Consider the following 25,900-nt stretch of genomic DNA (forward strand, 5'->3'; position numbering starts at 1 on the left):
CTCCTATCGTCCCGTATCGCCCTTGCCGGCGAGCACACGGTCGAGCCCGTAGAAGCGGTCGAGCACAATGAGGGCGGTCATGGTAACAGCGATCACGCAGGCCGAGACCGACGTCACCAGCGGATCGATGTTGTCCTGGATGTAAAGGAACATGCGTACCGGTAGCGTCTCGGTGCCGGGTGCCGCGAGGAAGACGGTCATGGTGAGATCGTCGAAGGACTGGATGAAGGCGAGCGCCCAGCCGCTGATGACGCCGGGCAGGATCAAAGGCAGGGTCACGCGGCGAAACAGCGTCCAGCCATTGGCGCCGAGCGACACCGCCGCCATCTCGACCGTGCGGTCCATGCCGGTCGCGGCCGCCAGCGTCAGCCGCAGCGCGAACGGAAACACGATAATGACATGCGCGACGATCAGCGCCGCGAAGCTGCCGCCCATCCCGGCGGAGGTGAAGAAGCGCAGGAAGGCGATGCCGAGCACGACATGCGGGATCATCAGCGGCGACAGGAACAGCGCCGCCAACGCCTCGCGGCCGCGGAAGCGGTAGCGCGCGATCGCGAGCGCCGCCGGCACCGCGAACAACAGCGCCACCAGGGACGACAGCGCGCCAAGGCCAAGGCTGACCCAGAAGGCGTGAATGAATTCGGGGTAGTTCGCGATGGTCCTGAACCAGCGCAGCGAAAAGCCGTTGGTCGGCAGCGACAGGAAGCCCTCGGGGGTAAACGCGACGAGGCAGACCACGAGGATCGGCGCCACCATGACGATGACGAAGACGGTGTGGAAGATCAGCGCCAGCGGGCCGTTCCGTCTCATCGGAACACCTCCGCATAGCGGCGCTCGATCAGCGCGTTGCTGCCGACGACGATCAGCACCAGCGCGGCCAGCAGCAGCGTTGCGACCGCCGCACCGAGCGGCCAGTTCAGCGTGTTGAGGAATTCGTCATAGGCAAGCGTCGCCGCAACCTTGAGCCGGCGGCCGCCGATGATCGCCGGCGTGGCGAAGGCACTGGCCGAAAGCGAGAATACGATGATCGCGCCCGACAGCACGCCCGGCATGATCTGCGGCATGATGATGCGGCGGATGATGGTCACAGGGCTCGCGCCGAGCGACATCGCGGCATTCTCGATCTGCGGATCGAGCCGTTGCAGCGCCGCCCACACCGACAACACCATGAACGGCATCATCACATGCGCAAGCGCGATCACCATGCCGGTTTCAGTGAACATGAAGGGAATGGGAGAACCGATCACTCCGAGCGACATCAGGAGCTTGTTGACGAGACCGTTGTTGCCGCCGAACAGCAGCGCCCAGCCCAGCGTGCGCGCCACCACGGAGATCAGCAGCGGCCCGAGGATGATCAGCAGGAAGAAGCTCTTCCAGCGGCCGCTCATGCGGTTGAGGATGTAGGCTTCGGGCGCGCCGAGCAAAGCCGTGAGCAGCGTGGTCAGGATTGCGATGCGAAACGTCCGCCAGAACATCTCCGCGTAATAGGGATCGGTCGCGATCTCGTGCCAGTTCTTGAGGATGAAGACCGGCTCGATGCCCTTGTACTGGCCCCAATCGTGGAACGAGAGCATCACGGTCATTGCGAGCGGGATCAGCAGCACGCCGACGAACAACATCAAGGCAGGCGCCGTCAGCGCCCATGGTGCACGCGCGCTGCGTTCCTCGGCGGCCGCGCTCATGCGCCGGCCCTCGCGCGCACGCTCATGTCCTCCGGCCGCCAGGCGAGGCGAACCGCGTCGCCTTCGGCCGGCTGCGTCGTGCCATCGTTCTGCCGGATCACGATCGCCGGACCGCATTCGCTGTCGCACTGGAACAGCCAGTGATTGCCCTGGAAGATGCGGGTGACGATTTTTGCGCCGAGGCCGGCATCGCCGAAGCCGACGCGCTCGGGGCGGATGCTGACCGTGACCGGACCGCTGAGGCCGGCCGGCGCCGGCGCGCTCCAGGAGCCTGCCATCAACTTCGCCGGCGCCACAGCCCGATCAATCGTCGCGGCAAAATCGTTGGTCTTGCCGAGGAACTGCGAGACGAAGGCCGAGGCCGGCTTCTCGTAAGTCTCCTGCGGCGTGCCGATCTGCTCGATCTTGCCCTGGCTCATCACCACGATGCGGTCGGACAGCGACATCGCCTCGTTCTGGTCGTGGGTGACAAGGATCGTGGTGGTGCCGATGGTGCGCTGGATCTGACGCAGCTCGATCTGCATCTCCTCGCGCAGCTTTGCGTCGAGATTGGAGAGCGGCTCGTCGAGCAGGAGCACGCTCGGCTTGATCACCAGCGCGCGGGCGAGCGCCACGCGCTGCTGCTGGCCGCCGGACATCCTTCGGGGATGGCGGTCCTCGTAACCGGCAAGGCCCACCATCGCGAGCGCAGCACGGACGCGCTCGGCTCGCTCGGCGCGCGCCACGTTGCGCATCTCCAGACCGAAGGCGACGTTCTCCGCCGCGGTCATGTGCGGAAACAGCGCGTAGCTCTGGAACACGATGCCGAGCCCGCGCTTGGCCGGGTGAATCGCGGTCAAGTCCTTGCCCTCCAGGCGGATCGCGCCGCGCGTCGGATCAAGGAAGCCCGCGATCATCTGCAACGTCGTGGTCTTGCCGCAGCCGGACGGGCCCAGGAAGGAGATGAACTCCCCCTTCCCCACCGACAGACTGAAGTCGTCGACCACAGTCTGCGGGCCGAACTGTTTTGCGACCCGATCGAGCTCGAGATAGGCCATGCACTGTCTCCGATACGGACGATCAGATCAACGCTCGACCTCGCGATTCCAGCGCTTGGTCCACTCCTCGCGCTTCTCGTTGATGACGGTCCAGTCCGGATTATAGAGCTTTGCCGCGCGCTCGCCGATCGGCGCCATCTTGCCGAGCTCGGGCGGGACCACCAGCGATTTCAGCACCGGGCCGTAGCCGTAGTCCTTGAGCATCACCAGCTGGATTTTTGGATCGAGCAGCGTCTTGACGAAGCTCACGGCCAACGGCGAAGCGTTGGGCTTGTTGATCGGACAGGCCGTCGTCAGCAGCGTTGCCGCGCCTTCCTTCGGATAGACAAAGTCGACGGGGAAGCCGGTGTTGGCGAAGCTCTGCACGCGGCCGGTGCCCCACACCGCGATCACGGCCTGACCGGACTGGAACAGCTCGGTCATCTTGCCCGGCGACGGCTCGTAGGCGAGCACGTTCGGATTGACCTGCTCCTTGAAGATCTTGAAGCCGGAATCGACGTTGGTCTCACCGCCGCCGTTCATCTTCGACAGCATCACCAGCGCCTCTAAGCCGTAGGTGTTGTTGATCGGCGGGATCACGAGCTGCTTGGCGTATTTCGTGTCCTTCAGATCGTTCCACGAGGTCGGCGGCGCCCAGCCTTTCTCCTTGAACACCTTGGTGTTGTACATCAGGCCGGTCGCGACGATGCCGATCGCGACTGCGCGATCGTCCTTGAAGCGCGCGGTGTCGTAGAGATCGGCCGGCAATCCGTCGAGCTTGCCGCAGAAGCCGAGCTGGATCGCCTGGTACATCGGGCCGTCGTCGACGATGGCGACGTCGATCTGCTGATTGCCCTTCTGCGCCTGGAGCTTGGCGAGCGTGTCGGTGGAGTTGCCGGCGACATACTCGACCTTGACGCCGTTCCCCTTCTCGAAGGCCGGGATCACCTCGTCACGGATCGTCTTCTCGAACGAGCCGCCATAGCCGGCGACATAGAGCGTCTTCTGCTGGGCCGAGGCGGCCGACGGGACGGCGATGAGGGCTGCGATGCTGACCGCGGCCAGAAGGCGGAAAGTCTTCATGTGGACCGATCTCCATACCGGAATGAGGTGACGTGCCGACAAGTCTCCGGCCGAAGCGCCTTCCGCATTTCCTTCCGCGCAAATCCCTTCCCGATCAGGGCTCCGGCCCCTGCTCGGCGGGTTTTGGCGCGATCTGGAGGTTTGAATCCCTCCAATCTGCCGAAAAAGCGGGCTGACTCCAGCTCTGATGAAAAAGATCGCAGACGCAGACTTCCATCGTACAATGAATAATGGCACCCTCTGCATACTGAAATGTTATGAACGGAATTGGGATGGCGCGGATCAATTCGCGGCAGGTCGAGGCCTTCCGCGCGACGATGCTGACCGGCAGCGTCACCGAGGCGGCAAAGCTGATGGTGGTGACGCAGCCTGCGGTCAGCCGGCTGCTGCGCGACTTCCAGGCCCTTCTGAAAATGGAGCTGTTCGAGCGCCGCGGCACCGGTCTCGTGCCGACCGCTGCCGCGATGGCGCTCTACACCGAGGTTGAGCGCTCCTTCGTCGGTCTCGAACGCATCACCGCGGCCGCCGAGGAAATCCGCGGCCGCCGCACCGGCTCGCTGCGCATCGCCGCGCTGCCGGCGTTGGCGAACGGCTATCTGCCGCGGCTCGCCGGACACTTCCTGAAGGAACGCCCCAACCTCAACCTCGCCTTCTTCGGCGTGATCTCGCCGATCGTGGTCGACTGGGTGCTGAACAATCAATGCGACATCGGCTTTGCCGAGGTCCCGATCGCGCATTCCGGCCTGCCCAGCCTGCGGCTTCCGGCGCTCGCCCGCGTCGCGGTGCTGCCGACCGGACATCATCTGGCGGAAAAGGAAGTGCTGGAGCCGCGTGATTTCGAGGGCGAGACGTTCATCTCGCTGTCGGCGGGATCGTCGAGCCGGCACCTCGTCGACCAGGTCTTCCATCGCAGCGACGTCCGCCGTGTGCTCCGCGTCGAGACCACGCTGTCGGAGATCATGTGCGGGATGGTGTCATCGGGACTCGGGGTGTCGATCTGCGATCCCTTCACTGCGCAGGAATTCGCCACGCGCGGCGTCGTCGTCCGCCGCTTCCTGCCGCGCATCGACTTCGAGTTCTCCGCCGTCTTTCCGGCGCAGCGCAGTCCCTCGCCGGTGGCGCTGGATCTGGTCGAGACCATGCGCAAGGCGCTCACAAAACTTGAGGACGAGTCCGCACAGGATTTTGCGCCCGGTTGACTTGGACGCTTTGCGGGTCTCGCTATATCCTCTCGGTATCCGCAGGTAGCACATGGCACGCATCACCATCATCGAGACCGGGCTCGTTCCTCAAAAGCATCGCGAGCGCCACGGCTCGTTTCCGGACATGTTCGAGCGCATGGTCCGCGCCGAGGATCCCGCGGCCACGGTGGATGTCATCAGCATCCCGAATGGCGATGAACTGCCCGATCCACGCAAGCTCGACGCCGTGCTGATTACCGGCGCGGCGGCCGGCGTCTATGACGGCCTCGACTGGATCGCGCCGCTGGAAGATTTCGTGCGCAGGGCTTACGCCAACAAGACGCCGATGGTCGGCATCTGCTTCGGCCATCAGCTGATCGCACAGGCGCTCGGCGGCACCGTGCGCAAGTCGGACAAGGGCTGGGGCATCGGCCGGCACGTCTATCGGGTGCTGCCGGAGAACGGCGTGGTCGACGGCGAGACGGTCGCCATTGCCTGCTCGCATCAGGACCAGGTGATCGAGCCACCCAACGACGCCCTCACGATCCTCTCGTCCGACTTCACCCCGCATGCCGGCCTGCTCTACGCCAACGGCACCACGCTGACCGTACAGCCGCATCCGGAGTTCGACGTCGAATTCGCGCAAGTCTGCTGCGATCTGCGCGACGGCAAGGCGCCCGATGACGTCGTCGCCACAGCGCGGCAATCACTGGCGGAGCCGATGGACAGCGCGAAGCTCGGCGGCGCGATCACGAGGTTCTTGGCGAGGCGCGCGAGCTCCTGAACTCGCCTCTTCCCTTCTCCCCCTGTGGGAGAAGGTGGCGCGAAGCGCCGGATGAGGGGTCTCGCTCCACAAGCGAGATGTTCACGAGCGGAGAGATACCCCTCACCCGCCTCGCCGCTCCGCAGCGAGCCACCCTCTCCCGCAAGGGGAGAGGGTGCAGCGTGCTCGCCGCACGATCTCGCGAACCTCAGAACGGGTCGGTCCCCAGTCCTGGCACATCGGCCGGCCGCGGTCCGGGCGCGGACCAGTGAAAGCGGCGATCCTTCTCCGCGATCATGATGTCGTTGATCGACGCTTCGCGCCGCCGCATCAGGCCGTGCTCGTCGAACTCCCACTGCTCGTTGCCGTAGGAACGATACCACTGGCCTTTGCCGTCGTGCCATTCGTACTGGAAGCGCACCGCGATGCGGTTGCCGTCGAACGCCCAGAGGTCCTTGATCAGACGGTAATCGTGCTCCTTCTCCCATTTGCGGGTGAGGAAGGCGACGATGGCCTCACGGCCCTGAAACACTTCCGAGCGATTGCGCCAGCGGCTGTCCTCGGTATAGGCCAGCGACACCTTCACCGGATCGCGCGAATTCCAGGCATCCTCGGCCAGGCGCGCCTTTTGCGCGGCAGTTTCTCTCGTGAAGGGTGGAAGCGGCGGGCGCGACATGGGGGGCCTCATCGATGGATTGAGGCCGCAATCTATCGCTGCATCTGACGGAGTCGATAGGCCATGACAGATCAGGCGATCACTTATCGGGCGATCACGAAATCAGATCGGCCTTCATCAAGGCGCGGATCGATTTCGGGATCGGCTGGGCGCGGCCGCCACTGATGAAGGCGACGCGGACCTCGGCCTTCACCAGCACATCCTCGCCACGCCGCACCTCCTGCGCCAGCATGATCGAGGCGCCCTTCACCGCGATCGGCCAGGTCACGACGTCGAGCACGTCGTCCATCCGCGCCGGCTTGAGGAAATCCAGATGCATCGAGCGCACCACGAAAGCGAAGCCGGCGCCTTCGGTCTCGACCTGATCGAACAGCGCCTGCTGCTCGGCGCCCATCAGCCTGAGATGATTGGTCCGGCCGCGCTCCATGTAGCGCAGGTAGTTGGCGTGATAGACGATCCCCGAGAAATCCGTATCCTCGTAATAGACGCGGACCTGCATGTGGTGGCGGCCGTCGCGGATGTCGCCGTCGAGATGGGCAGTCACGTCGCGAGCCTCTTCGCTTGTCGATCACCGGCCCGTTTTGCGCAAAAACGGCCGGGCGCGCAAGCGTGTTAGGACACAACCGGTGAGGTTCGCCCCAGCGTCACCTCGACGATCTCCGGCGGCACGCCGAAGCGGAGCGGCATGATGCTGCAGCCGAGGCCGCCGGAGATGATGACGTCGCATTTCAGCCTGATATGACCATAAGCGAGCCGGATGCCGTGCTGCGGCGGAACCGCCGGCGACCAGCCGAGCAGGCGGACCTGGCCGCCATGGGTGTGGCCGGACAATTGCAGCGCGACGCGCGCGGGCACGCGCGGCGCGATGTTGGGTTCATGGGCGAGCAGGATGATCGGCGCATCGTCCGTAACCTTGGCGAGCGTCGCGCTGAGATCGTCGGCGCCGAAGCGCACCATGGCGCGAAACCGGCGCGCCGGCAGGAAGGCGAGCTGATCACCGAGGCCGGCGAGCCAGAACGGGCGGCCGTCCTTGGTGAGACGCACCGCGTCGTTCTCGTAGACGGGAATGCCGGCCGCTTCCAGCGCACGATGCGCGACGGTCGGCCCCTGCCCGGCCCGCTGCACCGTCCTGTCGTCCCAATAATCGTGGTTGCCCATGACGGCATGGACGCCGAGCGGCGCCTTGAGGCCGGCCAGCACCCTGGCCCATTCGCTCGAGGGGATGATGCGCGTGACGTGGTGCAGGCCGGCGACGTAGTCGCCGAGCAGCACGATGAGGTCGGCGTTGAGCGCATTGGTGCGGTCGACGATGGCCTCGATCCGCTCCAGCGGCATCCAGGGATCGCAGGCATGGACGTCGGCGATGACCGCGATCTTGAGCGGAAGATCGGCCGGCCACTGCCGCGGCGTCGGATGATAGCGGGTGACGCGAAGCCGCAGCACCGGCTCGACGGCAACGCCATAGGCGGCAGTGGAGATGCCGAGAGCGGACAGGCCGCCGATGGAGCGGATGAGACGACGCCGTGTGATCATGGAGCACGTTTTTCCGATACAGCCTCTCGATGCGGTCCGATTGAAGCGGAATTGGGGTGCGTCCGTGCAGGCCGTCTGCATCCTCGTGCAGAGGCCTGCACAAACATCACCAGCGGCTTTCGCCGATCAGCGCATCCAGCCGCGCCTTCAATTCGTCGGGTGCCCGGTAATACCAGACACCGCCGAGCAGGTCGCGGAAACGTTCGTTGACACGCGCCTCGCGCTCGATGCGCTCGATCGTTGCGGCGTTGATCACGTCTTCGAGGGGCCCGGCGGCCAGCAGCGACAGCAGCACGGGATTGGCCTCGATCTTCAGGATTTCCAGGACCAGGTCGATCAACCCGTCGGGATCCTCCTCGCGCAAGTCGCGCTCGAAATCCATGATCGCAAACAGATTGTCGTCCTGGTCGCGATCGGACTTGGAATATTGCTCGATCCAGGCGCGGGCGAGCGCTGCGGTCGACATGCTGGCGCAATCGAGCGGCTCGCGCGGCGTGCGCTGGGCCAGATGGTCGGTCTGCCAGGCGTCGCAGTCGGCAAGCCCTGCCATGCGCGACAACAAAGGATCGTCGGGCGCGACATGCACGCCCCCGAGCAACCAGCGCAGCCGATCATGGTGCACCGCCTCATGCTCGATGCGCGCGATTACCGCCTCGCCATGCGCATGGAGCAGCGACAGCAGGAACTTGTCGTTGAGCTGCATCACCGTCGGCTTGTCGGCCTCGACCTCGAGCACCTCCAGCACGAGATCGAGCGCCTGTTGCGGCCGGCGGTGCGGCAGACGATCGAAATAGAGTTTTAGGGCCCAGACGCTGCCGGCCTGGTCGCGCCGGCTGACGCGCTGAAGCGCGCACCACATCGACGCCAGCTCGCTGATCGGCATCGGATCCAGGAACGCTTCGGTCTCGTCAGGCGTGCGCAGCTGCGGCGCGGCCGCGATGACCTCGAGCGGCCCAGTGTCGTCCGTCAGACCCATTCTTCCAACTCCGATCCGTATGCGTGCGCGGCGACGCCGTTCGCCGCGCTTCGGATTAGTGATGGGATTGAAGCGGTGGGTTCACCAGTTGCGGCAGTCAGTCGTCCTCGGACTGATCCGTGCCGAACAAGCCGAACTGGGCCGGGTCGCGATTGGGCTCGGCGAGCCCGAGATGGCGGAAGGCGTGCGACGTCAGCAGGCGGCCGCGCGGGGTGCGCTGGAGATAGCCGCACTGGATTAGATAGGGCTCGATGATGTCCTCGATCGCATCGCGCGGTTCCGACAGGGCTGCGGCCATGGTCTCGACGCCGACCGGGCCGCCGCCATAGTTCATCGCGATGGTCGTGAGATAGCGGCGGTCCATGGCGTCGAGTCCCGCGGCATCGACCTCGAGCGCGCTCAGCGCGTGATCGGCGATGTTGCGGTCGATCTTGTCGGCATCGGCCGCCGAGGCGAAATCGCGCACGCGGCGGAGCAGACGGCCCGCGATGCGCGGCGTGCCGCGGGCCCGGCGCGCGATCTCGTTGGCGCCATCAGCGCTCATGCCGACATTGAGCACGCGCGCCCCGCGGCTGACGATGCTCTCGAGCTCCTCGATCGTGTAGAAATTCAGCCGCACCGGAATACCGAAGCGGTCGCGCAAGGGATTGGTGAGCAGGCCCGCGCGCGTAGTGGCGCCGACGAGCGTGAATTTCGACAGCTCGATCTTCACCGAGCGCGCCGCCGGCCCCTCGCCGATGATGAGGTCGAGCTGAAAGTCCTCCATCGCGGGATAGAGCACTTCTTCCACCGCCGGGCTGAGGCGATGGATTTCGTCGATGAAGAGCACGTCGCGCTCTTCGAGATTGGTGAGGAGGGCGGCGAGATCGCCGGCCTTGGCGATGACGGGACCCGAGGTGGCGCGGAAGCCGACGCCGAGCTCCTTCGCCACAATCTGCGCCAGCGTGGTCTTGCCGAGACCGGGCGGCCCGACGAACAGCACGTGGTCCAGCGCCTCGCCGCGCTTGCGCGCCGCCTCGATGAAGATCGAGAGGTTCTTGCGCGCCTGCGCCTGGCCGACGAAATCGGACAGCGATTGCGGCCGCAGCGCGGTGTCGCCGACATCATCGCTGCGGCGCTCGGGCGAGACCATGCGGTTGGCCTTGGGGTCGCTCACTTCGCGAGCTCCTTCAGGCCAAGCCGAATCAGCTGGGCCGTTTCGGCATTCTCACCCGCACTGCGGGAGGCCGATGCAATCGCCGCGGCCGCCTGCGGCTGGCCATAGCCGAGATTGACCAGCGCGGAGATCGCGTCCGCCACGGGTCGCGGCGCGCGCTGGTCGTCGACTGCACCGGCGAGATGCACCACGGCCGGATCGACATTGGCAAAGGCCGGCGCCTTGTCCTTCAACTCGGTGACGATGCGCTCGGCGACCTTGGGGCCGACGCCGGGTGTGCGCGCCACCGCGGCCTTGTCGCGCAGCGCGATGGCATTGGCGAGATCGGCCGGCGACAGCGTGCCGAGCACGGCGAGCGCGACCTTGGCGCCGACGCCCTGCACGGTCTGGAGCAGGCGAAACCATTCGCGCTCCTGATCGGTGCGGAAGCCGAACAGCTTGATCTGGTCCTCGCGGACATAGGTCTCGATCGACAGCACGGCGGCTTCGCCCGGCGAGGGCAGATGCTGCAAGGTGCGCGAGGAGCAATGCACCTGATAGCCGACGCCGCCGACGTCGAGGATGACGAAATCCTCGCCGTAGGAATCGATCAGGCCCTTGAGCTTGCCGATCATATCCCCACCACCTTCAGCCTGAGCGCGGTGCTCTGGCGGTGATGGGCGTGGGTGATGGCGATGGCGAGCGCGTCGGCGGCGTCCGCGGTCGGCGGCTCGGCTTTCGGCAGCAATATCTTCAGCATCATCGCGATCTGGTGCTTGTCGGCATGACCGGCGCCAACCACGGTCTTCTTGACCTGGTTGGGCGCATATTCAGCGACGCTGATGCCGAACATAGCCGGCGCCAGCATGGCGACGCCGCGGGCCTGGCCCAGCTTCAGCGTCGCAACCCCGTCCTTGTTGATGAAGGTCTGCTCGACCGCGGCTTCCATCGGCTTGTGATCCGACAGCACGGCCGCGAGCCCTTCATGGATGCCGAGCAGCCGGCTCGACAGCGGCAGATCATCCGGCGGTTCCACCGAACCGCAGGCAACGTAGATCAGGCGATTGCCGTCGGCCTCGATCACGCCCCAGCCGGTGCGGCGCAGGCCGGGGTCGATGCCGATGATGCGAACGGGTTGGCGAATCGGGGGTGCGGTCATGGGCCAGTGATAGCTGCTGGCCCATGATAGCGAAACAGAAACAGAACAGAAGTCCCCGGGGAAAGGTGCTCTCGTGCCCCGGGCGCAGCGCGGCACGCAGTGCGGCGCTGCTGAACCGGGGGCCATGTTGCCCCTGGTACGCGAGGAGCGATGGGTCCGGCTCTGCGCCGCGTCCGGGACACGAGAAACGACTCAGCCGCCCATCTTCGCGACCAGAGCGTCCGATATCTCGAAATTGGCGTAGACCTGCTGCACGTCGTCGTGCTCGTTGAGCAGGTCCATCAGCTTCAGGAGCTTCTCGCCGGTCTCGTCATCGACCGCGACCGTGTTCTGCGGCTTCCAGATCAGCGCCGCCTTGCGCGGCTCGCCGAACTTGGCTTCCAGCGCCTTGGCAACGTCGCGATAGCCTTCGGTGGAGGCGTAGATCTCGTGGCCGCCCTCACCGGACACGACATCGTCGGCGCCGGCCTCGATCGCCGCATCCAGCACCGCGTCGTCGGAGGCGACGCTGCGGTCGTATTCGATGATGCCGGTGCGGTCGAACATGAAGGAGACCGAGCCGGTCTCGCCCAGATTGCCGCCGGACTTGGTGAAGAAGGAGCGGATGTCGGAAGCGGCGCGGTTGCGGTTGTCGGTCAGCGCCTCGACGATGACGGCGACGCCACCGGGGCCGTAGCCCTCGTAGCGGATTTCGTCATAGTTCTCGCCGTCGCTGCCGAGCGCCTTCTTGATGGCGCGCTCGATATTGTCCTTCGGCATGTTCTCCTGGCGCGCGGCGATCACGGCGGCGCGCAGGCGCGGGTTCATGGCGGGGTCGGGGGTGCCGAGCTTGGCCGCGACGGTGATTTCCCGCGCCAGCTTGCCGAACAGCTTCGACTTCTGCGCATCCTGCCGCCCCTTGCGGTGCATGATGTTCTTGAATTGGGAATGTCCGGCCATGCGTGGTCTCTTGAATGGTCTTTGGAAGCGTTCGCCGATGGGGTGGGAAGCGCGGCCTTATAGGCCGCCAACCCACCGGAATCAAAGGGCTCTCGTTGCCTTAAGGTAGCACCGTAGAGGTAGCCGCCGTAATGACCCGTGCCTAGAGGTCGGGCATCGTTAACCCTGATTTCATTCCGGTCTGCGAAAATAGCGTCCGCCCGTTCCCCGACAAGAGAGACGTGATGGCGTTCGGACTATTTCGGAAGCGCCTGCCGGATATGACGCCTGCGGCAGCCCCCCAGGCTGCGCTGCCGGTGGCCAATTCCGAGCCCGCCCCGGCCGCCGAAGGCGATTCCGCCAGGGAAATCCTGGAATTGCTGGAACTCGAGCTCGGAGCGATGATTCGCCAGCTCGAGCGCGCCGCCAATTCCGTGGCCGGCGGCGCCGAGGCGACCGCCACCACGCTGGCCGCGATTCGCGACCGCACCGACGCCCTGACCGGCCGGACCAATGCCGCGCAATCGACCGCATCCACCTTCGCCCAAGCCGCCGACAAATTCACCCAGTCCGCCCACGGAATCGGAGCGCAGGTCCGCGAAGCCGGCAAGCTGGCCGACGAGGCCAGCGCCGCCGCCCAGGAAGCGCGCGCCAATGTCGACCGCCTGCGCGAATCCTCCGCCGCGATCGGCAATGTCGTCAACCTGATCGCCCAGATCGCGCGGCAGACGACGCTGCTCGCGCTCAACTCGACCATCGAGGCCGCGCGGGCCGGCGCCGCAGGCAAGGGCTTTGCGGTCGTCGCGACCGAGGTCAAGGCCCTCGCAGTGCAGACGCAAGGCGCGACGGAAGAGATCACCAGGAAGATCGACGCGCTCCAGCGCGACGCCGCCGGCTCCGCGGATGCGGTGCATCGCATCTCGCAGGCGATCGAAGCGATCCGACCGGTGTTCGAGACCGTCAACGGCGCCGTCGCCGAGCAAAACGTCACCACCAGCGAAGTTTCCGGCAATGCCGCGAGCGCCTCGGAGTTCATCGTCTCGGTCGGCGAGAGCGCCGCCGAGATCGACGCCGCGACCAAGGCGGCCGAGACCCATGGCGAGAACGTTGCCAGTGCCGGCAAGGCCGTCACCACCTTCGCGCAGAAGCTGAAATCGCGCTGCGCCGTGCTGCTCCGCCAGAGTGAGCACGACGACCGGCGCAAGACCGAGCGCCTGCCCTGCCATCTCAAGCTCGAAACCGCGCGCGGCGTGCTGCCGGTCTATGAAATCTCCATGGACGGCGTGCTGATTGGCGGTGCCGATGCCGGCCGGCTCGCATCACAATCAATGATCGAAGGCACGCTCGAAGCGGTCGGCGCCTGCCGCCTGCGCGTGGTCGAGCAATCCAAGGCCGGGGCCCGCGCGCAATTCGTCAGCCCCGACGCCGAGCTCCGCGAGAAGATCGAAGACAGGCTCTGGTCGATCCATGAGGAGAACACGGAGTTCGTGACCCGTGCCATGGAAGCGGGCAACGCGCTGACCAGGATATTCGAACAGGCGGTCGCGCGCCGCGAGATCGGGATCGACGACCTCTTCGATGTCGACTACGTGGAGATTGCCGGGACCAATCCGCAGCAATACCGCACGAGATATCTGGACTGGGCCGACCGCGCGCTGCCGCCCTTCCAGGAGGCGTTTTTGGCAAAGGACCAGCGCATGGCATTCTGCGCCATGGTCGACCGCAACGGCTTCCTGCCGGTGCACAACAAGATCTATTCGCATCCGCAGCGGCCGGGCGATGCCGCCTGGAACACGGCCAACAGCCGCAACCGGCGGATATTCAACGATCCGGCGGGGTTGGCGGCCGCGCGCAACCTGCGCTCGTACCTCGTCCAGAGCTATGCGCGGGACATGGGCAACGGAAACACCGTGAGGATGCGGGAGATCGACGTCCCGATCCGCGTGCAGGGCCGGCACTGGGGCGGATTCCGCACCGCTTACAAGCTCTAGGGCGCGATCCGGCAAGTCGTGCAGCGTCTCTCGGCAAGTCCAAATCAAAGAAACAAGGCGAACTGCTCCCTCGTGCACGCTCAGGCAAGACCGCGGCGACGAATCATCCCTTAGAGTCGGGATTGGAATGGGAATGCCGCGGTGGGCCGGCGAACGGCTCTGACTGGAGGATTCATCGAACATGTCCGTCGCACAACTTGCCGTCATGGACACCGGCTCCAACCGGACGCTGGCCGAACGGCTGATCGACCAGCTCGCCGATCGCATCGGCGGCCTCGGCGTGGAACTCGCCGATATCGCCGGCAATGTCCAGGAAGTCGCAAGCCGCGTCGCGAACCAGTCGGAACGGTTCCACCATCTTCAGAAGACGGCCGAGACGATGGTCACGGCCAATCACGACATCGCCAATGCATCGCAGGCAGTGCAAACGACCGCGTCCGCCGCTGTCGGCGAAATCGCGCAGTCGCGCAGCGCGGTCGACACCGCGGTGAGCCACATCTCCGAGCTCGTCGCCGCCGTGGAACGCATCGAGGCGCGCCTGAGCGCGGTCGGCTCGGCGCTGGCGCAGGTGGCCAAGGTGTCCGGCTCGATCGAGGCGATCGCCAAACAGACCAATTTGCTGGCGCTGAACGCGACGATCGAGGCGGCGCGGGCCGGCAATGCCGGCCGCGGCTTCGCGGTGGTCGCCAGCGAAGTAAAGAACCTCGCGGAAGCCACCCGCCAGGCAACGCATCAGATCTCCGACACCGTGCGCGATCTCGACGGCCAGATCGAAGGCCTGATCGGCGAGAGCAGCGACGCCTCGCAGCGCGCCAAGACCGCGGGCGAAGGCGCCCAGCAGATCTCGGGCATCATCTCGCGGGTCCAGCAGGGTTTCGCGTCGGTCGAGGCGGAGATCGACAGCGTCACGCGCGCGGCGACCTCCAATCTCGGACATTGCGACACCGTCATCAACGAGCTCAACGAGCTTGCCAAGGGCGTCGACCTGTCCTCGCGCGATCTCAAGAGCGCCGATCAGCGCGTGACGAAGCTGCTCGACACCTCCGAAGGCCTGATCGCGCTGATCGCCGACAGCGGCGTGGAGACGTCGGACGCGCCGCTGATCCGCGTCGTCGTCGAGACCGCCAAGCGGATCTCGGCGGAGTTCGAAGCCGCCATCGATCGCGGCGACGTCACGCTCGACCAGCTCATGGACGAGACATACCGCGACATTCCCGGCACCGATCCAAAGCAATATCTCACCAACTACGTCGATTTCACCGACCGCGTGCTGCCCGCGATTCAGGACCCGATCCAGAAATCCGATCCCCGCATCGTGTTCTGCGTCGCCTGGGCCAAGGGCGGCTACCTGCCGACGCACAACCCCAATTATCGCCTGCCGCAGGGCAAGGACCCGGTCTGGAACAACGCCAATTGCCGCAACCGCCGCCTGTTCACCGATCGCGCGGTGAAGAAGGTCGCGGCCAACACCAAGCCGTTCCTGCTGCAGACCTACCGCCGCGACATGGGCGGCGGGCAGTTCGTGCTGATGAAGGATCTGTCTTCGCCGATCATGGTCCGCGGCAGGCACTGGGGCGCCTTCCGGATGGGCTTTCGCCAGAGCTGACGGCCCTCCGGCATCCCTGAAACAAAAAGTGCGAAAACAACCCCATGCACAGTAGCCGGGGCATGCGGAATCAATGACCTGGGCGCATGCATGATCAAGCGCCGACGCGCGATGCAGTCAGCCCGGGCCGCGGATGACCTCTCCCGGCAAGAGAGGTGATCCGGGTGCCAGGCGCGGATCGCCGCGTTCTACGGTTGACCCGTCGGGCAAAACAGGGGCATATTGCCAATATTCCGAAATCGCGGCGCTGCCCTTCCGACCTCCCCAGGCCGGACAATAGGCCGTGCCATCGACGGACGCCTTGGCTCTTGCGTCGCAGAGCCGGCGCAGCGCCTTTGCGACCGATCCCTGCGGCGCGCGACCGCCGCCGATTTTTTTCTAATCGCACGCATTTCGTCATCGCACGGCTTTGCCGATTCACACGATCATCTGCGGATGTCGAGGGCGCGCGCGATGAAAAAACGTCAAAAAATGACGCTTATCATATCAATTAGCCCGGAATCGCTGCAGCGATCGCCGCACAAATTCGTGAACGTCATGGCCTGACGCGTTGGCAGCGCAAATATGCATCGCCCGATTTATCGACGCTTCATCGTTTCGCATCGGTATGATTATTGTCGCGCGCGAATTCGCCGACTAGATCGCCGCAAGCGATCCGGCGAGCAGAGGGGATGCATATGGCGACTGTTCTCACCATCAACGGCGAAACCAAATCGTTCGACGCGCCACCCGACATGCCGCTGCTGTGGGTGCTGCGCGACATCCTCGGCATGACCGGCACCAAGTTCGGCTGCGGCATCGCGCAATGCGGCGCGTGCACGGTGCATGTCGACGGCAAGGCGGTGCGCTCCTGCGTGCTGCCGGTGAGCGCGGTCGCGAATCGCACTGTGACCACCATCGAGCATGTCGGCAGCACGCCGGCCGGCGCAAAGGTGCAAAAGGCCTGGCTGGAGGCCGAAGTGATCCAGTGCGGCTATTGCCAGTCCGGGCAGATCATGTCGGCCGCAGCGCTGCTGGCCGCAACGCCGCACCCTGACGATGCCGACATCGACGCTGCGATGGCCGGCAACATCTGCCGCTGCGGCACCTATGTGCGAATCCGTGAGGCCATCAAGCAGGCCGCCAACGGCCGTCAGTCGTGAGGCCTGCCATGAACGCACATCACAGCGTCTCCCGCCGCACGCTTCTGACCGGCGGCCTCGCCACCGGCTTCGTGCTGGCCTTCCACCTGCCGCTGCGCGCCGCCGTCAACGAGCCGGTGCAGCCGCGCGACATCACCGAGGGCAAGTTCGCGCCCAATGCCTTCATCCGCATCGACGAGGCCGGCCGCACCGTCCTGATCATGCCGCAGGTCGAGATGGGCCAGGGCACCTACACCTCGATCTCCGCCGTGCTCGCCGAAGAGCTGGATGCCGACTGGAGCAAGGTCGAGGTTGAGCATGCGCCGCCGAACGACAAGCTCTATGGCAATCCCACCTTCGGCCTGCAGGTCACCGGCAACTCCAACTCGATCCGCGCCTGGTGGACGCCGCTGCGCCAGGCCGGCGCCACCGCGCGCACCATGCTGGTGCAGGCCGCAGCAAGCCAATGGGGCGTCGAGCCCGCAAGCTGCACGGCGTCGAAGGGCGAGGTCGCGCATGCCGCCAGCGGCCGCAAGCTCACTTACGGCGCACTGGCGCTGGCCGCGCAAGGCCAGACGCCGCCGAAGGACGTCGCCGTCAAGGATCCCAAGGATTTCGTCCTCATCGGCCAGTCCCTGAAGCGGCTCGACACACCCGACAAGGTCAACGGCAAGGCCGTCTACGGCATCGACGCGATCCTGCCCGACATGAAGTTCGCCACCGTCGCCGCCTGCCCCGTGTTCGGCGGCAAGGTCGGCAAGGTCGACGACAGCGCCGCGGTGAAGCTGCCGGGCGTGCGCAAGGTCGTCGTGCTCGAAGACATGGTCGCGGTGATCGGCGACCACATGTGGGCGGCGAAGAAAGGCCTCGAAGCGCTCAAGATCGAGTGGAACGAGGGACCGAACGCTGCGATCACCACCAAGGACATCTGGGAAGACCTGCGCAAGGCCAGCCAGAAGGACGGCGCGGTCGCGAAGTCCGACGGCGACATTGCGAAGGCGCTTGCGAGCGGCGACAGGTTCGAGGCGGCCTATGAGCTGCCGTTCCTGGCGCACGCCTCGATGGAGCCGATCAACGCCACCGTTCACGTGAAGCCGGATTCCTGCGAGATCTGGACCGGGACGCAGATCATGACGCGCGTGCAGTCGGAGGCGGCGAAGGCGGCGGGGCTTCCGATCGACAAGGTCATCGTCAACAACCATCTGCTCGGCGGCGGTTTCGGCCGCAAGCTCGAGCCCGACATGGTCGTGGCGGCGGTGAAGATCGCCAAGACGGTCGACTATCCCGTCAAGGTGGTGTGGACGCGCGAGGAGGACATCCAGCACGACGTCTATCGCCCGGTCTATCGCGACCAGATCACGGCGTCGCTGGTCGACGGCAAGGTCGCGGGCTGGAAGTACAAGGTCGCGGGCTCCGCGGTGCTGGCGCGCTGGCTGCCGCCGGCGTTCCAGAAGGGCATCGACATCGATGCGGTCGACGCTGCGGTCGATGCGCCCTACGACTTCGCCAATTTCCACGTCGAATATGTCCGCGCCGAGCCGCTGTCGGTGCCGACGGGCTTCTGGCGCGGCGTCGGCCCGAACAACAACGTGTTCGCGGTCGAATGCGCGATGGACGAGCTTGCGCGCAAGGCCGGCAAGGATCCGGTCGACTTCCGGCGCTCCATGCTCACGAAAAATCCGCGCATGCTCGCGGTGCTGAACCAGGTCGCGGAGAAATCCGGCTGGAGCCAACCGCTGCCACCGCGCGTCGGCCGCGGCGTCTGCGTGCAGCCGTCATTCGCAAGCTTCATCGCAACCGTGGTCGAGGCCGAGATCGACGATGTCGGCGAGATCGCGCTCCGCCGCATCACGTCCGTGGTCGACACCGGCATCGCGGTCAATCCCGACACCGTCAAGGCGCAGATCGAGGGCGGGCTGATCTTCGGCCTCACGGCCGCGCTCTATGGCGAGATCACGATCGACAAGGGCCGCGTGCAGCAGTCGAACTTCCACGACTACCGCATGATGCGCATCAACGAGACGCCAAAGATCGAGGTGATCGTGGTGAGGAGCGGCGAGGCGCCCGGCGGCATCGGCGAAGCCGGCGTCAATGCCGGACCGCCGGCGCTGCGCAACGCGATCTATGCCGCAACCGGCGTGGCGTTGCGACGCCTGCCGATCGATCGAAGACTGCTGGCTGTGGGGAAGAAGGCATGAGCGGCAAGATGCGTATTCTCGCGAGCCTCATCGTGATCGCGGTCGTTGCGATCGGGGCCGGCGTCTTCGTCATCCGCGGGCCCGGCCCGCTCGACTTCGCCGGCGGTACCAAGGTGGCGCTGGCCGACTATCGCGCCGGCAAGCCGACCGGCGCCCCGGCGAAGCTGGAGAAGGCGAGCCTGGTCGAACGCGGCGAGTACCTCGCCAAGGCCGCCGACTGCATGGTCTGCCACACCAAGCCCGGCGAGAAGGAATATTCCGGCGGGCTCGGCTTCAAGCTGCCGTTCGGCACGCTCTATTCGACCAACATCACGCCGGACAAGGACACCGGCATCGGCAATTACAGCGACCGGGATTTCCTGAACGCGGTCCAGCACGGCAAGCGTCGCGACGGTGCGCGGCTGTATCCGGCGATGCCGTACACGTCCTACACCTTCATGACCGATGAAGACGTGCTGGCGGTGAAGGCCTATCTGTTCAGCCTGCCGGCGGTGCGCGCGAAGCCTCCGGACAACACGCTGTCGTTCCCGTTCAACCAGCGCTGGGCAATGATGTTCTGGTCGGCCGTGTTCAATCCGGACACGCGCTTTGCGCCTGACACGTCGAAGAGCCCGGAGTGGAACAGAGGCGCGTATCTCGCGGAGGCGCTCGCGCATTGCGGCGAGTGCCACACGCCGCGCAATCTCGGCTTTGCGCTGGACAATCGCAGGAAGTTCGCCGGCGCGATCACGGCGGGCTGGCGCGCCTTCAACATCTCCTCGGACAAGGCGACGGGCCTTGGCAATTGGCGCGACGAGGACCTGATCTCGTACCTGTCGCTCGGCCATGCGCCGGGCCATGGCTCGGCCTCGGGCCCGATGGGCGAAGCCGTCGACAACAGCTTTAGCCATTTCGCCCCCGAGGACATCCGCGCCATCGTCGCCTATCTGCGCAGCGTGCCGCCGCAGCCTTCGCCCGATTTGCCGGCCACCACGGCCCCCGTGGCGCCGGCCTCGCACCGCGACGGCATCACGGCCGATGCCCGCGGCAAGCAGGTCTTCGTCAGCGCCTGCGCCAGCTGTCACGGCTGGAGCGGCGACAGCCCGGTCTCGCCGATGGCGACGCTGACCGGCACCTGGGCCGTCAACGACCCCGCCGCCACCAACGTCGCGCAGATCGTGATCTCCGGCACCAAGCGCCACACGCCGGACGGCGCGCTGTCGATGCCGGCGTTCGGCAACGCCTACACCGACGACGAGATCGCGGCGGTGGCGAACTACGTGACGGCGCGGTTCGGCACCAAAGGCTCGAAGCTGACGGCAAAGGACGTGGCGGAACTGCGGGAGCAGACGGCGGAGTAGGTCTCCGCAGCGTTGTTGACGGCGAGAGATCGACGCGTGATCGCGCATCAATCCCCGCTGTCGTCCCGGACAAGCGAAGCGCAGATCCGGGACCCATACGCCGCAGCAATAGTTTTGCGAAGACTCGGGGTGACCGGCGTCGCGTAGTAACTATTCCCTGGGGTTATGGGTCCCGGCCTTCGCCGGGACGACACCGAGGGGGTGGCGCCGCTTTCGCGCCCAACCAAAACATCGGCGCGAGCGCTTCGTTCGCGCGCGCCGATGCACTCTGATCATGTAATCGCGATCGGGCAGCCATTGCTTCCCGTAGCCCCCTTGATCGGGGACGGGGTGAAGGAATAGACGAACTGGTACTTCTTGTCGGCGATCAGCTCGTCGAAGATCAGGTTCTCGTGGTTGTGGATGCCGTGCTTGGTCTGCAGCTCGGCATGGACCACGAAGGCGAGAGTCTTGTCGGGATTGGGCACCACCTCGACCGCCCAGTTGTCCGCGCCGGTGAGCGCGAGATCCTTCTCGATGATCCATTTCGCCGCGTCGAGGCCGATGCCCGGCTCGCCGCTGTTGAAACGATCATTGTTCTTCATCCAGAGCGAGCCCCAGCCGGTGTGGAACATGATCGCGTCGCCAGGCTTGATGTCGCTCTCGGGGATGTTCTGCTTTGCCAGCGCCGCCTTGATGTCGGCCGAGGTGATCTCCTGGCCGGCGTCCATCATGCCACCCTTGAGAGCGACCATGTCGATCAGATGGGCGCGCGTGAACAGCGGCTTGAGCTTCTCGACGCCAAGCTTCTTGAGCCCGTAGGCGTCGCTGATCTCGGCGGCTGTGAAGCCATTGTAGAACCGCATCTCGCTCTTGTCGCCGTCCTTGCCCATCTGGATGCCGATATGGCCAAGACCGTCGAACTGCGTGCCGGTCTGGGCGATCTCGGTGGCGAGAAATTCGTCGTGATACACGAGCTTGTTGTCGCCGAACGGGCCGCCGGTCGGGCCGCCGGGGATGCGCAGTGCGAATACACGCGCCCCGAACAGCGGCATGCCCTGCTCATAGACGCGCCCGATCTTGTAGATCTTGCCGTCCTTGATCCATTTCGCCGCGTCGAGGACCTTCGCCGGATTGATGTGGTTGGATGCGCCGGCCTCGTCATCCTTGCCCCATTTCGAGGGCCACCATGGCTTGTCGACATTCTTGGGCATCGAGGTGGAAGTCTGCGCCTGGGCTTGGGTGATCGGCGCCAGCGAAAACTTGCCATGCATCGAGCCCGCGAGCGCCGCGCCGGCGACGCCGGCGATGCCCGCGGTGCGGAGCAAGGTCCGGCGGTCGGTCGTGGCGCCGCTGCCGTCTTGATCTACGTTATTGATCTCACTAGACATTGCACCCTCCCAGGTTGTGGTCCGGAAAAAATCCGGGACTCTAAAATTGTTTCCGTCACCCTCCTCCTCCGCTAGGTTGTTGTCCAGCGACGACCGTTGGTGCGAGAGCTTCCGATGAGCCTGTTTGAAAGCGACAAATCCGCGCAGCGACTTCCGGTCTCGCTGATCACCGGCTTTCTCGGCAGCGGCAAGACGACATTGCTCAATCGCCTGCTGCGCCACGACGGCATGAAGGACAGCGCCGTTATCATCAACGAGTACGGAGAGGTCAGTCTCGATCATCTCCTGGTCGAGCGCGTCGATGGCGAGGTCGCCGTGCTCGCCAGCGGATGCATCTGCTGCACTATCCGCAGCGATCTCGAGGAGACGCTACGAAGCCTATTGGTGAAGCGAGACCGCGGCGAGATTCCGCCGTTCCGCCGTATCCTGGTCGAGACCACCGGTCTCGCCGACCCCGCGCCGATCGTGCAGCTCTTGCTCAACAATCCTCTCGTTTCGCATTTCCTGCGGCTCGACACGGTCGTCACCACGGTCGATGCGGTCAACGCGCCGCATCAGCTCGACCGGCAATACGAGGCGGTGAAACAGGTGGCATTGGCCGACCGGCTGTTGATCACCAAAAGCGATCTGGTCGAGGACATCGCGGCACTGGAGCTGCGCCTGCGGCGGCTCAATCCAGGCGCCAGGATCGAGAGCGTCAGTCACGGCGAGATCGATCCCGCGCAACTATTCGGCGCCGGGCTGATCGATCCCGAGCTGAAAAGGATAGACGTTGAGCGCTGGCTCAACGAGCGGGCCTTCGCGGAACCACATGCGGACGCCGGTCATTCGCATCACGATCATCACGCACACCATGACCATGGCCATCATGATCACGATGCGTCGATCGCCAGCTTCATGCTGGCGTTCGACGAGCCGCTCGACTGGATGGCCGTGACGCACTGGCTTGCGCATCTGCGCAATGCGCGCGGAGAGGACCTGCTGCGGGTGAAGGGAATTCTCAATCTCCGTGGTGAGCCGACGCCGATCGTGATCCACGGCGTGCACCACGTCTTCCATCCGCCGGTCGCGCTTGGCAGCTGGCCCGACAGCGATCGCCGCTCGCGCATCGTGTTCATCACACGCGGCATCGCGCGTGCGGAGGTCCTCGAGCTCTGGCAAGCGGTCCGCGCGGCCGCCTAGCTTTACGTCAACTCAACCAGAACTTCGGCGTTGCCGGCTCCAGCCGGCCGCCGACGCGCACCGGTGCGATGCGGAGCGCAAGGCCCGTCGTGTCGTCCGTCTCCACGGCGACGGCGCTCAGCGTCGCGGTGCCGGCGGCCGGCTCGAACCGCGCCGACGGAATTCCCGAGGTGAACCTCCGCAGCGGCTCTTCCTTCTGCATGCCGATGATGGAATCGTAATCGCCGGTCATGCCGGCATCCGTCATGTAGGCGGTGCCGCCCGACAGGATCTGGTGGTCGGCGGTCGGCACATGCGTATGCGTGCCGACGACGAGGCTGGCGCGGCCGTCGCAGAAGAAGCCGATGCCCTGCTTCTCGCTGGTCGCCTCGCAATGGAAATCGACGACGACGGCATCGGCGGCGACGCCGAGCGGACAGGCGCCGAGCTCACGCTCCAGCGCCGCGAAAGGATCGTCGAACGGGGTCATGAAGACGCGGCCCAGCGCGTTGACGACGAGGGCATGCTTGCCGTTCTTGGTCTCGACCAGCGCGGCGCCGCGGCCGGGCGTGCCGCGCGGATAGTTCGCCGGACGCACCAGGCGCTCGGCACGCTCGATGAACACCAACGCCTCGCGCTGGTCCCAGGAATGATTGCCGAGCGTCACCGCATCGGCGCCGGCGTCCAGGAATTCCTGGTAGATCGCTTCCGTGATGCCGAAGCCGCCGGCGGAATTCTCGCCGTTGACGACGACCAGATCGAGCGACCAGTCCTTGACCATGCCGGGCAGATGGTCGGCAATGGCGGTGCGTCCCGCACGCCCGACGACGTCACCCACGAAGAGAATGCGCAACTTCAGAACTCCGGAAATCGAATACGTCCGATTCCGTTAGCACATAATCCAGCGCGACGTCGTGCGATAGTGCCGGAACCGCATCGATCTCCTGCGCCGCAAAAGCAAGGCCGATGCCGACGATTTGCTTGGTCTTGCGCAAATGCGCGAAGGTGAAATCGTAATGCCCCGCACCATAGCCGATGCGATGGCCGAGGCGGTCGAAGGCGGCGAGCGGCGTCAGCATGATGTCGGGAATGACTTCGGCGGCCGCCGGAGACGGCTCGGGAATGCCGAGCGGGCCGAGCATCAGGCGATCGTTCGGATGAAACAGACGGAAGATCAGCGACTGGCCGCGCGCCGTGACACAAGGCAGCGCCAGCCTCGCGCCTTCCTCGGCGAGCTTCTTCAGGAGCGGCATCGGATCGATCTCGCTGCGGATCGGCGAATAGCCGGAGACGATGCTGCCGGGCAGCAGCTTGAACGGCAGCCCGCGCTTGGCGAGCTTCGCAGCGGCGGTGGTGCGCTTCTTCTCGCTCAGCGCGTCGCGCTTGGCGAGGGCCTTGGCGCGGAGTTCGGCTTTGGAGTTGGACATGCGCTTTGGTCCCCCACGTCATCACCCGCGAAGGCGGGTGATCCAGTATTCCAGAGGCGGTGGTGATTCACACAAAAGCCGCGGCCTACTGGATGCCCCGGTCGAGCCGGGGCATGACACCTACTGAAATAGCCGCAGTCGTTTCGACAGGCACGAACCAAAAACGAAAACAGTGCGAAGCCGCGTACGCCGTTGAAGCACTCGATCCCGGAGTTCCCTACGAAAGTAGGTGGGCACCATATGTCCGGGCCCACGGGCCCGGCCAGGGACAGTTCCCTAAAGGATCGATAAGGCCCCGGGGATATATGGCTCCTGACGCACGTCGCAGCCTCGCTCGCGCAATGTAACAACGATACTGACGAATCGCCAGCCCGGCGAAGAGTTGCTACTCACCTGTCCCGCTTGCGGGAGAAGGCGGCGCGAAGCGCCGGGTGAGGGCTCTCTCCTCTAGGGGGATTGTCCCGTTGCGGAGACACCCTCTCCCCAGCCCTCCCCCGCAAGCGGGGGAGGGAGCGCACTGGCCGCGTGGCCGCACAGCGCGCCTCAGCCGATCGCGATCCCGTTGCCGACGGTGCGGTTCAGGACCTGGGTCGATTTCTCGATGCGTTCGGCGGCGGCGTTCAGCGCGTTGACCACGGCGGTCTGCGTCATCCGGGCGCGCTCGACGGCGGCGTTGCGGAAATCCCGCAATTCGGTCAGCTCCTGCTCCAGGGTACGGACACGGTTGCTGGTGTCGACCAATTCGTCGCAGACGGTCAGCGCCGCCATCACCGTGAGGCGCGCATCGCCGATCTCGCCGAATTTTCCGCGCAGCGACTGGATGCGCGTCTCCAGGGTTTCGGCGAGCTTGAGCAGCCGCACCTCCTGGCCCTCCTCGCAGGCCATCCGGTATTGCCGGCCGTTGATGGTGACGTTGATGTGGCTCATCCGTCCTCTCCGGTATCGAGCACCGAGCGTATCGTGACGATTGCGGAATCCAGCCGGTCGGAGATCTCGCGATTGGTGCGCTCGAGCTTGCGCGCCTTCACCAGCGCGCCGTCCAACTCGTCGGCAAGCCGCGAGCGATCCGCGCCGAGCGCCTGAATCCGTGCCGCGAGCTCGTTCTCGTCGCGATCGGCATCGCGCCGCCGCTCCACCGCGCTTTCAAGCGCGTCGAGCGCCGCCGTGAGCCTGCGGGTCGCAATCTCGATCTCGACGGCGGATGACTCCGTCATGGCAGAGCTGTTGGACACGCGATCGTTCATGCAGTCAGCGGCGGAACCTTTGGCCTTTGCCCAGTGGCCTCATTCCTGGGGCTTGCCGTCCGGCAAAAGACTCGGTTCGGCAAGCGGTTAGAAGCAGAAATTTACGTGGCAAGCTAGCCGAGCGCAACGCCGCTGCGAAACTATGCACCGATCAATCGGCAGCAGGCCGTCTCGGAGCCTCAATTCCTGCGGGGTGCGGTCCCGGCGAAAACGATCTCCACACAGGCAACTTTTACGGTCAAACCGGCGTTTGATTGCCTTGGACTCCCGGAACCGAGGTGCTATCCCAGCCCCGACCTTCAGTGGCCGCCAGGCTCCTC

25 protein-coding genes and 1 other RNA gene are annotated in these 25,900 nt (G+C 65.5%); 8 read left to right on the top strand and 18 right to left on the bottom strand.

The genetic code is table 11. The features are described 5' to 3' along the window. Window positions 1–3: 3 nt before the first annotated feature. Genes HAP40_RS33380 through HAP40_RS33395 form a run of 4 tightly spaced genes read right to left on the bottom strand, consistent with a single transcriptional unit; the run spans window position 4 to window position 3,781 of the window. A complete protein-coding gene (locus HAP40_RS33380) occupies window positions 4–810 on the bottom strand; it encodes an ABC transporter permease (protein ID WP_166813268.1) in 807 nt (268 codons plus the stop codon). Further along, the gene (locus HAP40_RS33385; RefSeq protein ID WP_166813267.1) at window positions 807–1,682 is read right to left on the bottom strand and encodes an ABC transporter permease; all 876 of its coding nucleotides are present in this window, start codon (window positions 1,680–1,682) and stop codon (window positions 807–809) included. Before HAP40_RS33385 ends, HAP40_RS33380 begins: the two co-directional genes overlap by 4 nt. Next, window positions 1,679–2,719, bottom strand: coding sequence for an ABC transporter ATP-binding protein (locus HAP40_RS33390; RefSeq protein WP_166813265.1), 1,041 nt, complete (start codon window positions 2,717–2,719; stop codon window positions 1,679–1,681). Before HAP40_RS33390 ends, HAP40_RS33385 begins: the two co-directional genes overlap by 4 nt. Before the next feature lie 27 nt (window positions 2,720–2,746). Further along, entirely contained in the window at window positions 2,747–3,781 is a 1,035-nt protein-coding gene (locus tag HAP40_RS33395) for an ABC transporter substrate-binding protein (RefSeq protein WP_166813263.1), read from the bottom strand. A gap of 272 nt (window positions 3,782–4,053) precedes the next feature. Here HAP40_RS33395 and HAP40_RS33400 point away from each other — a divergent pair, with 272 nt between their 5' ends. Beyond that, window positions 4,054–4,980: a LysR substrate-binding domain-containing protein gene (locus tag HAP40_RS33400; protein ID WP_166813261.1), complete on the top strand. Its 927-nt coding sequence runs from the start codon at window positions 4,054–4,056 to the stop codon at window positions 4,978–4,980. Between the two features lie 52 nt (window positions 4,981–5,032). Next, entirely contained in the window at window positions 5,033–5,746 is a 714-nt protein-coding gene (locus tag HAP40_RS33405; protein WP_166813259.1) for a type 1 glutamine amidotransferase, read from the top strand. Window positions 5,747–5,933: 187 nt separating this feature from the next. Here HAP40_RS33405 and HAP40_RS33410 read toward each other — a convergent pair whose 3' ends face one another. From HAP40_RS33410 to HAP40_RS33445, 8 genes are all read right to left on the bottom strand, one after another. Then, entirely contained in the window at window positions 5,934–6,401 is a 468-nt protein-coding gene (locus HAP40_RS33410) for a DUF1348 family protein (RefSeq protein WP_166813257.1), read from the bottom strand. Between the two features lie 94 nt (window positions 6,402–6,495). Next, window positions 6,496–6,945 (bottom strand): tol-pal system-associated acyl-CoA thioesterase, encoded by a 450-nt coding sequence (gene ybgC, locus HAP40_RS33415; protein WP_166813255.1) that lies wholly within the window; start codon window positions 6,943–6,945, stop codon window positions 6,496–6,498. Between the two features lie 68 nt (window positions 6,946–7,013). Further along, the gene (locus tag HAP40_RS33420; RefSeq protein WP_166813253.1) at window positions 7,014–7,934 is read right to left on the bottom strand and encodes a metallophosphoesterase; all 921 of its coding nucleotides are present in this window, start codon (window positions 7,932–7,934) and stop codon (window positions 7,014–7,016) included. Window positions 7,935–8,040: 106 nt separating this feature from the next. Continuing rightward, a complete protein-coding gene (locus HAP40_RS33425) occupies window positions 8,041–8,910 on the bottom strand; it encodes a DUF6869 domain-containing protein (protein ID WP_166813251.1) in 870 nt (289 codons plus the stop codon). Between the two features lie 97 nt (window positions 8,911–9,007). Continuing rightward, the gene (ruvB, locus tag HAP40_RS33430) at window positions 9,008–10,042 is read right to left on the bottom strand and encodes a Holliday junction branch migration DNA helicase RuvB (RefSeq protein WP_208024914.1); all 1,035 of its coding nucleotides are present in this window, start codon (window positions 10,040–10,042) and stop codon (window positions 9,008–9,010) included. A 20-nt stretch (window positions 10,043–10,062) separates the two neighbouring features. Continuing rightward, window positions 10,063–10,680, bottom strand: a complete 618-nt coding sequence (ruvA, locus tag HAP40_RS33435; protein WP_028182470.1) for a Holliday junction branch migration protein RuvA — start codon at window positions 10,678–10,680, stop codon at window positions 10,063–10,065. Then, the gene (gene ruvC, locus HAP40_RS33440) at window positions 10,677–11,204 is read right to left on the bottom strand and encodes a crossover junction endodeoxyribonuclease RuvC (RefSeq protein WP_166813247.1); all 528 of its coding nucleotides are present in this window, start codon (window positions 11,202–11,204) and stop codon (window positions 10,677–10,679) included. The genes ruvA and ruvC overlap by 4 nt, the downstream gene beginning before the upstream one ends. Window positions 11,205–11,396: 192 nt before the next feature. Next, window positions 11,397–12,143, bottom strand: a complete 747-nt coding sequence (locus HAP40_RS33445) for a YebC/PmpR family DNA-binding transcriptional regulator (protein ID WP_166813245.1) — start codon at window positions 12,141–12,143, stop codon at window positions 11,397–11,399. 224 nt (window positions 12,144–12,367) lie between these two features. Between HAP40_RS33445 and HAP40_RS33450 the strand changes: the two genes are divergently transcribed. From HAP40_RS33450 to HAP40_RS33470, 5 genes are all read left to right on the top strand, one after another. Then, window positions 12,368–14,113 carry a methyl-accepting chemotaxis protein gene (locus tag HAP40_RS33450; protein WP_166813244.1) on the top strand — a complete coding sequence of 582 codons (1,746 nt, stop codon included), beginning with the start codon at window positions 12,368–12,370 and terminating at the stop codon, window positions 14,111–14,113. 181 nt (window positions 14,114–14,294) lie between these two features. Beyond that, the gene (locus HAP40_RS33455; protein ID WP_166813242.1) at window positions 14,295–15,719 is read left to right on the top strand and encodes a methyl-accepting chemotaxis protein; all 1,425 of its coding nucleotides are present in this window, start codon (window positions 14,295–14,297) and stop codon (window positions 15,717–15,719) included. A gap of 677 nt (window positions 15,720–16,396) precedes the next feature. Continuing rightward, a complete protein-coding gene (locus HAP40_RS33460; protein ID WP_208024858.1) occupies window positions 16,397–16,861 on the top strand; it encodes a (2Fe-2S)-binding protein in 465 nt (154 codons plus the stop codon). An 8-nt stretch (window positions 16,862–16,869) separates the two neighbouring features. After that, window positions 16,870–19,038 (top strand): xanthine dehydrogenase family protein molybdopterin-binding subunit, encoded by a 2,169-nt coding sequence (locus tag HAP40_RS33465; RefSeq protein ID WP_166813238.1) that lies wholly within the window; start codon window positions 16,870–16,872, stop codon window positions 19,036–19,038. Further along, window positions 19,035–20,378 carry a c-type cytochrome gene (locus HAP40_RS33470; protein ID WP_166813236.1) on the top strand — a complete coding sequence of 448 codons (1,344 nt, stop codon included), beginning with the start codon at window positions 19,035–19,037 and terminating at the stop codon, window positions 20,376–20,378. Before HAP40_RS33465 ends, HAP40_RS33470 begins: the two co-directional genes overlap by 4 nt. A 272-nt stretch (window positions 20,379–20,650) precedes the next feature. On the opposite strand, the gene HAP40_RS33475 is transcribed toward HAP40_RS33470, so the two are convergent. Next, entirely contained in the window at window positions 20,651–21,748 is a 1,098-nt protein-coding gene (locus tag HAP40_RS33475) for a cyclase family protein (RefSeq protein WP_166813234.1), read from the bottom strand. A 114-nt stretch (window positions 21,749–21,862) separates the two neighbouring features. Here HAP40_RS33475 and HAP40_RS33480 point away from each other — a divergent pair, with 114 nt between their 5' ends. Beyond that, entirely contained in the window at window positions 21,863–22,930 is a 1,068-nt protein-coding gene (locus tag HAP40_RS33480) for a CobW family GTP-binding protein (RefSeq protein WP_166813232.1), read from the top strand. A gap of 7 nt (window positions 22,931–22,937) precedes the next feature. Here the strand turns inward: HAP40_RS33480 and HAP40_RS33485 are convergent, their stop codons facing one another. The 5 genes from HAP40_RS33485 to HAP40_RS33505 form a co-directional block, all read right to left on the bottom strand. Next, entirely contained in the window at window positions 22,938–23,762 is an 825-nt protein-coding gene (locus HAP40_RS33485) for a TIGR00282 family metallophosphoesterase (protein ID WP_166813230.1), read from the bottom strand. Further along, window positions 23,740–24,336 (bottom strand): 5-formyltetrahydrofolate cyclo-ligase, encoded by a 597-nt coding sequence (locus HAP40_RS33490; protein WP_166813228.1) that lies wholly within the window; start codon window positions 24,334–24,336, stop codon window positions 23,740–23,742. Before HAP40_RS33490 ends, HAP40_RS33485 begins: the two co-directional genes overlap by 23 nt. Window positions 24,337–24,509: 173 nt before the next feature. Beyond that, window positions 24,510–24,670, bottom strand: a non-coding RNA gene (gene ssrS, locus HAP40_RS33495) — 6S RNA. Window positions 24,671–24,879: 209 nt separating this feature from the next. Next, window positions 24,880–25,263: a cell division protein ZapA gene (locus HAP40_RS33500; RefSeq protein WP_060737138.1), complete on the bottom strand. Its 384-nt coding sequence runs from the start codon at window positions 25,261–25,263 to the stop codon at window positions 24,880–24,882. Next, window positions 25,260–25,580, bottom strand: a complete 321-nt coding sequence (locus HAP40_RS33505; RefSeq protein WP_014439722.1) for a DUF4164 domain-containing protein — start codon at window positions 25,578–25,580, stop codon at window positions 25,260–25,262. The genes HAP40_RS33500 and HAP40_RS33505 overlap by 4 nt, the downstream gene beginning before the upstream one ends. Between the last annotated feature and the right edge of the window lie 320 nt (window positions 25,581–25,900).

Source organism: Bradyrhizobium sp. 1(2017), assembly GCF_011602485.2.
Taxonomy (GTDB): Bacteria; Pseudomonadota; Alphaproteobacteria; order Rhizobiales; family Xanthobacteraceae; genus Bradyrhizobium.

Coding starts and splice junctions, on each gene's coding strand:
- HAP40_RS33470 (WP_166813236.1), top strand. CDS start 19,035: ATGAGCGGCAAGATGCGTATTCTCGCGAGCCTCATCGTGATCGCGGTC.
- HAP40_RS33405 (WP_166813259.1), top strand. CDS start 5,033: ATGGCACGCATCACCATCATCGAGACCGGGCTCGTTCCTCAAAAGCAT.
- HAP40_RS33490 (WP_166813228.1), bottom strand. CDS start 24,336: ATGTCCAACTCCAAAGCCGAACTCCGCGCCAAGGCCCTCGCCAAGCGC.
- HAP40_RS33465 (WP_166813238.1), top strand. CDS start 16,870: ATGAACGCACATCACAGCGTCTCCCGCCGCACGCTTCTGACCGGCGGC.
- HAP40_RS33505 (WP_014439722.1), bottom strand. CDS start 25,580: ATGAACGATCGCGTGTCCAACAGCTCTGCCATGACGGAGTCATCCGCC.
- HAP40_RS33380 (WP_166813268.1), bottom strand. CDS start 810: ATGAGACGGAACGGCCCGCTGGCGCTGATCTTCCACACCGTCTTCGTC.
- HAP40_RS33475 (WP_166813234.1), bottom strand. CDS start 21,748: ATGTCTAGTGAGATCAATAACGTAGATCAAGACGGCAGCGGCGCCACG.
- HAP40_RS33390 (WP_166813265.1), bottom strand. CDS start 2,719: ATGGCCTATCTCGAGCTCGATCGGGTCGCAAAACAGTTCGGCCCGCAG.
- HAP40_RS33425 (WP_166813251.1), bottom strand. CDS start 8,910: ATGGGTCTGACGGACGACACTGGGCCGCTCGAGGTCATCGCGGCCGCG.
- HAP40_RS33395 (WP_166813263.1), bottom strand. CDS start 3,781: ATGAAGACTTTCCGCCTTCTGGCCGCGGTCAGCATCGCAGCCCTCATC.
- HAP40_RS33410 (WP_166813257.1), bottom strand. CDS start 6,401: ATGTCGCGCCCGCCGCTTCCACCCTTCACGAGAGAAACTGCCGCGCAA.
- ruvC (WP_166813247.1), bottom strand. CDS start 11,204: ATGACCGCACCCCCGATTCGCCAACCCGTTCGCATCATCGGCATCGAC.
- HAP40_RS33500 (WP_060737138.1), bottom strand. CDS start 25,263: ATGAGCCACATCAACGTCACCATCAACGGCCGGCAATACCGGATGGCC.
- ruvA (WP_028182470.1), bottom strand. CDS start 10,680: ATGATCGGCAAGCTCAAGGGCCTGATCGATTCCTACGGCGAGGATTTC.
- HAP40_RS33400 (WP_166813261.1), top strand. CDS start 4,054: ATGGCGCGGATCAATTCGCGGCAGGTCGAGGCCTTCCGCGCGACGATG.
- HAP40_RS33385 (WP_166813267.1), bottom strand. CDS start 1,682: ATGAGCGCGGCCGCCGAGGAACGCAGCGCGCGTGCACCATGGGCGCTG.
- HAP40_RS33480 (WP_166813232.1), top strand. CDS start 21,863: ATGAGCCTGTTTGAAAGCGACAAATCCGCGCAGCGACTTCCGGTCTCG.
- HAP40_RS33460 (WP_208024858.1), top strand. CDS start 16,397: ATGGCGACTGTTCTCACCATCAACGGCGAAACCAAATCGTTCGACGCG.
- HAP40_RS33455 (WP_166813242.1), top strand. CDS start 14,295: ATGTCCGTCGCACAACTTGCCGTCATGGACACCGGCTCCAACCGGACG.
- HAP40_RS33420 (WP_166813253.1), bottom strand. CDS start 7,934: ATGATCACACGGCGTCGTCTCATCCGCTCCATCGGCGGCCTGTCCGCT.
- ruvB (WP_208024914.1), bottom strand. CDS start 10,042: ATGGTCTCGCCCGAGCGCCGCAGCGATGATGTCGGCGACACCGCGCTG.
- HAP40_RS33445 (WP_166813245.1), bottom strand. CDS start 12,143: ATGGCCGGACATTCCCAATTCAAGAACATCATGCACCGCAAGGGGCGG.
- HAP40_RS33450 (WP_166813244.1), top strand. CDS start 12,368: ATGGCGTTCGGACTATTTCGGAAGCGCCTGCCGGATATGACGCCTGCG.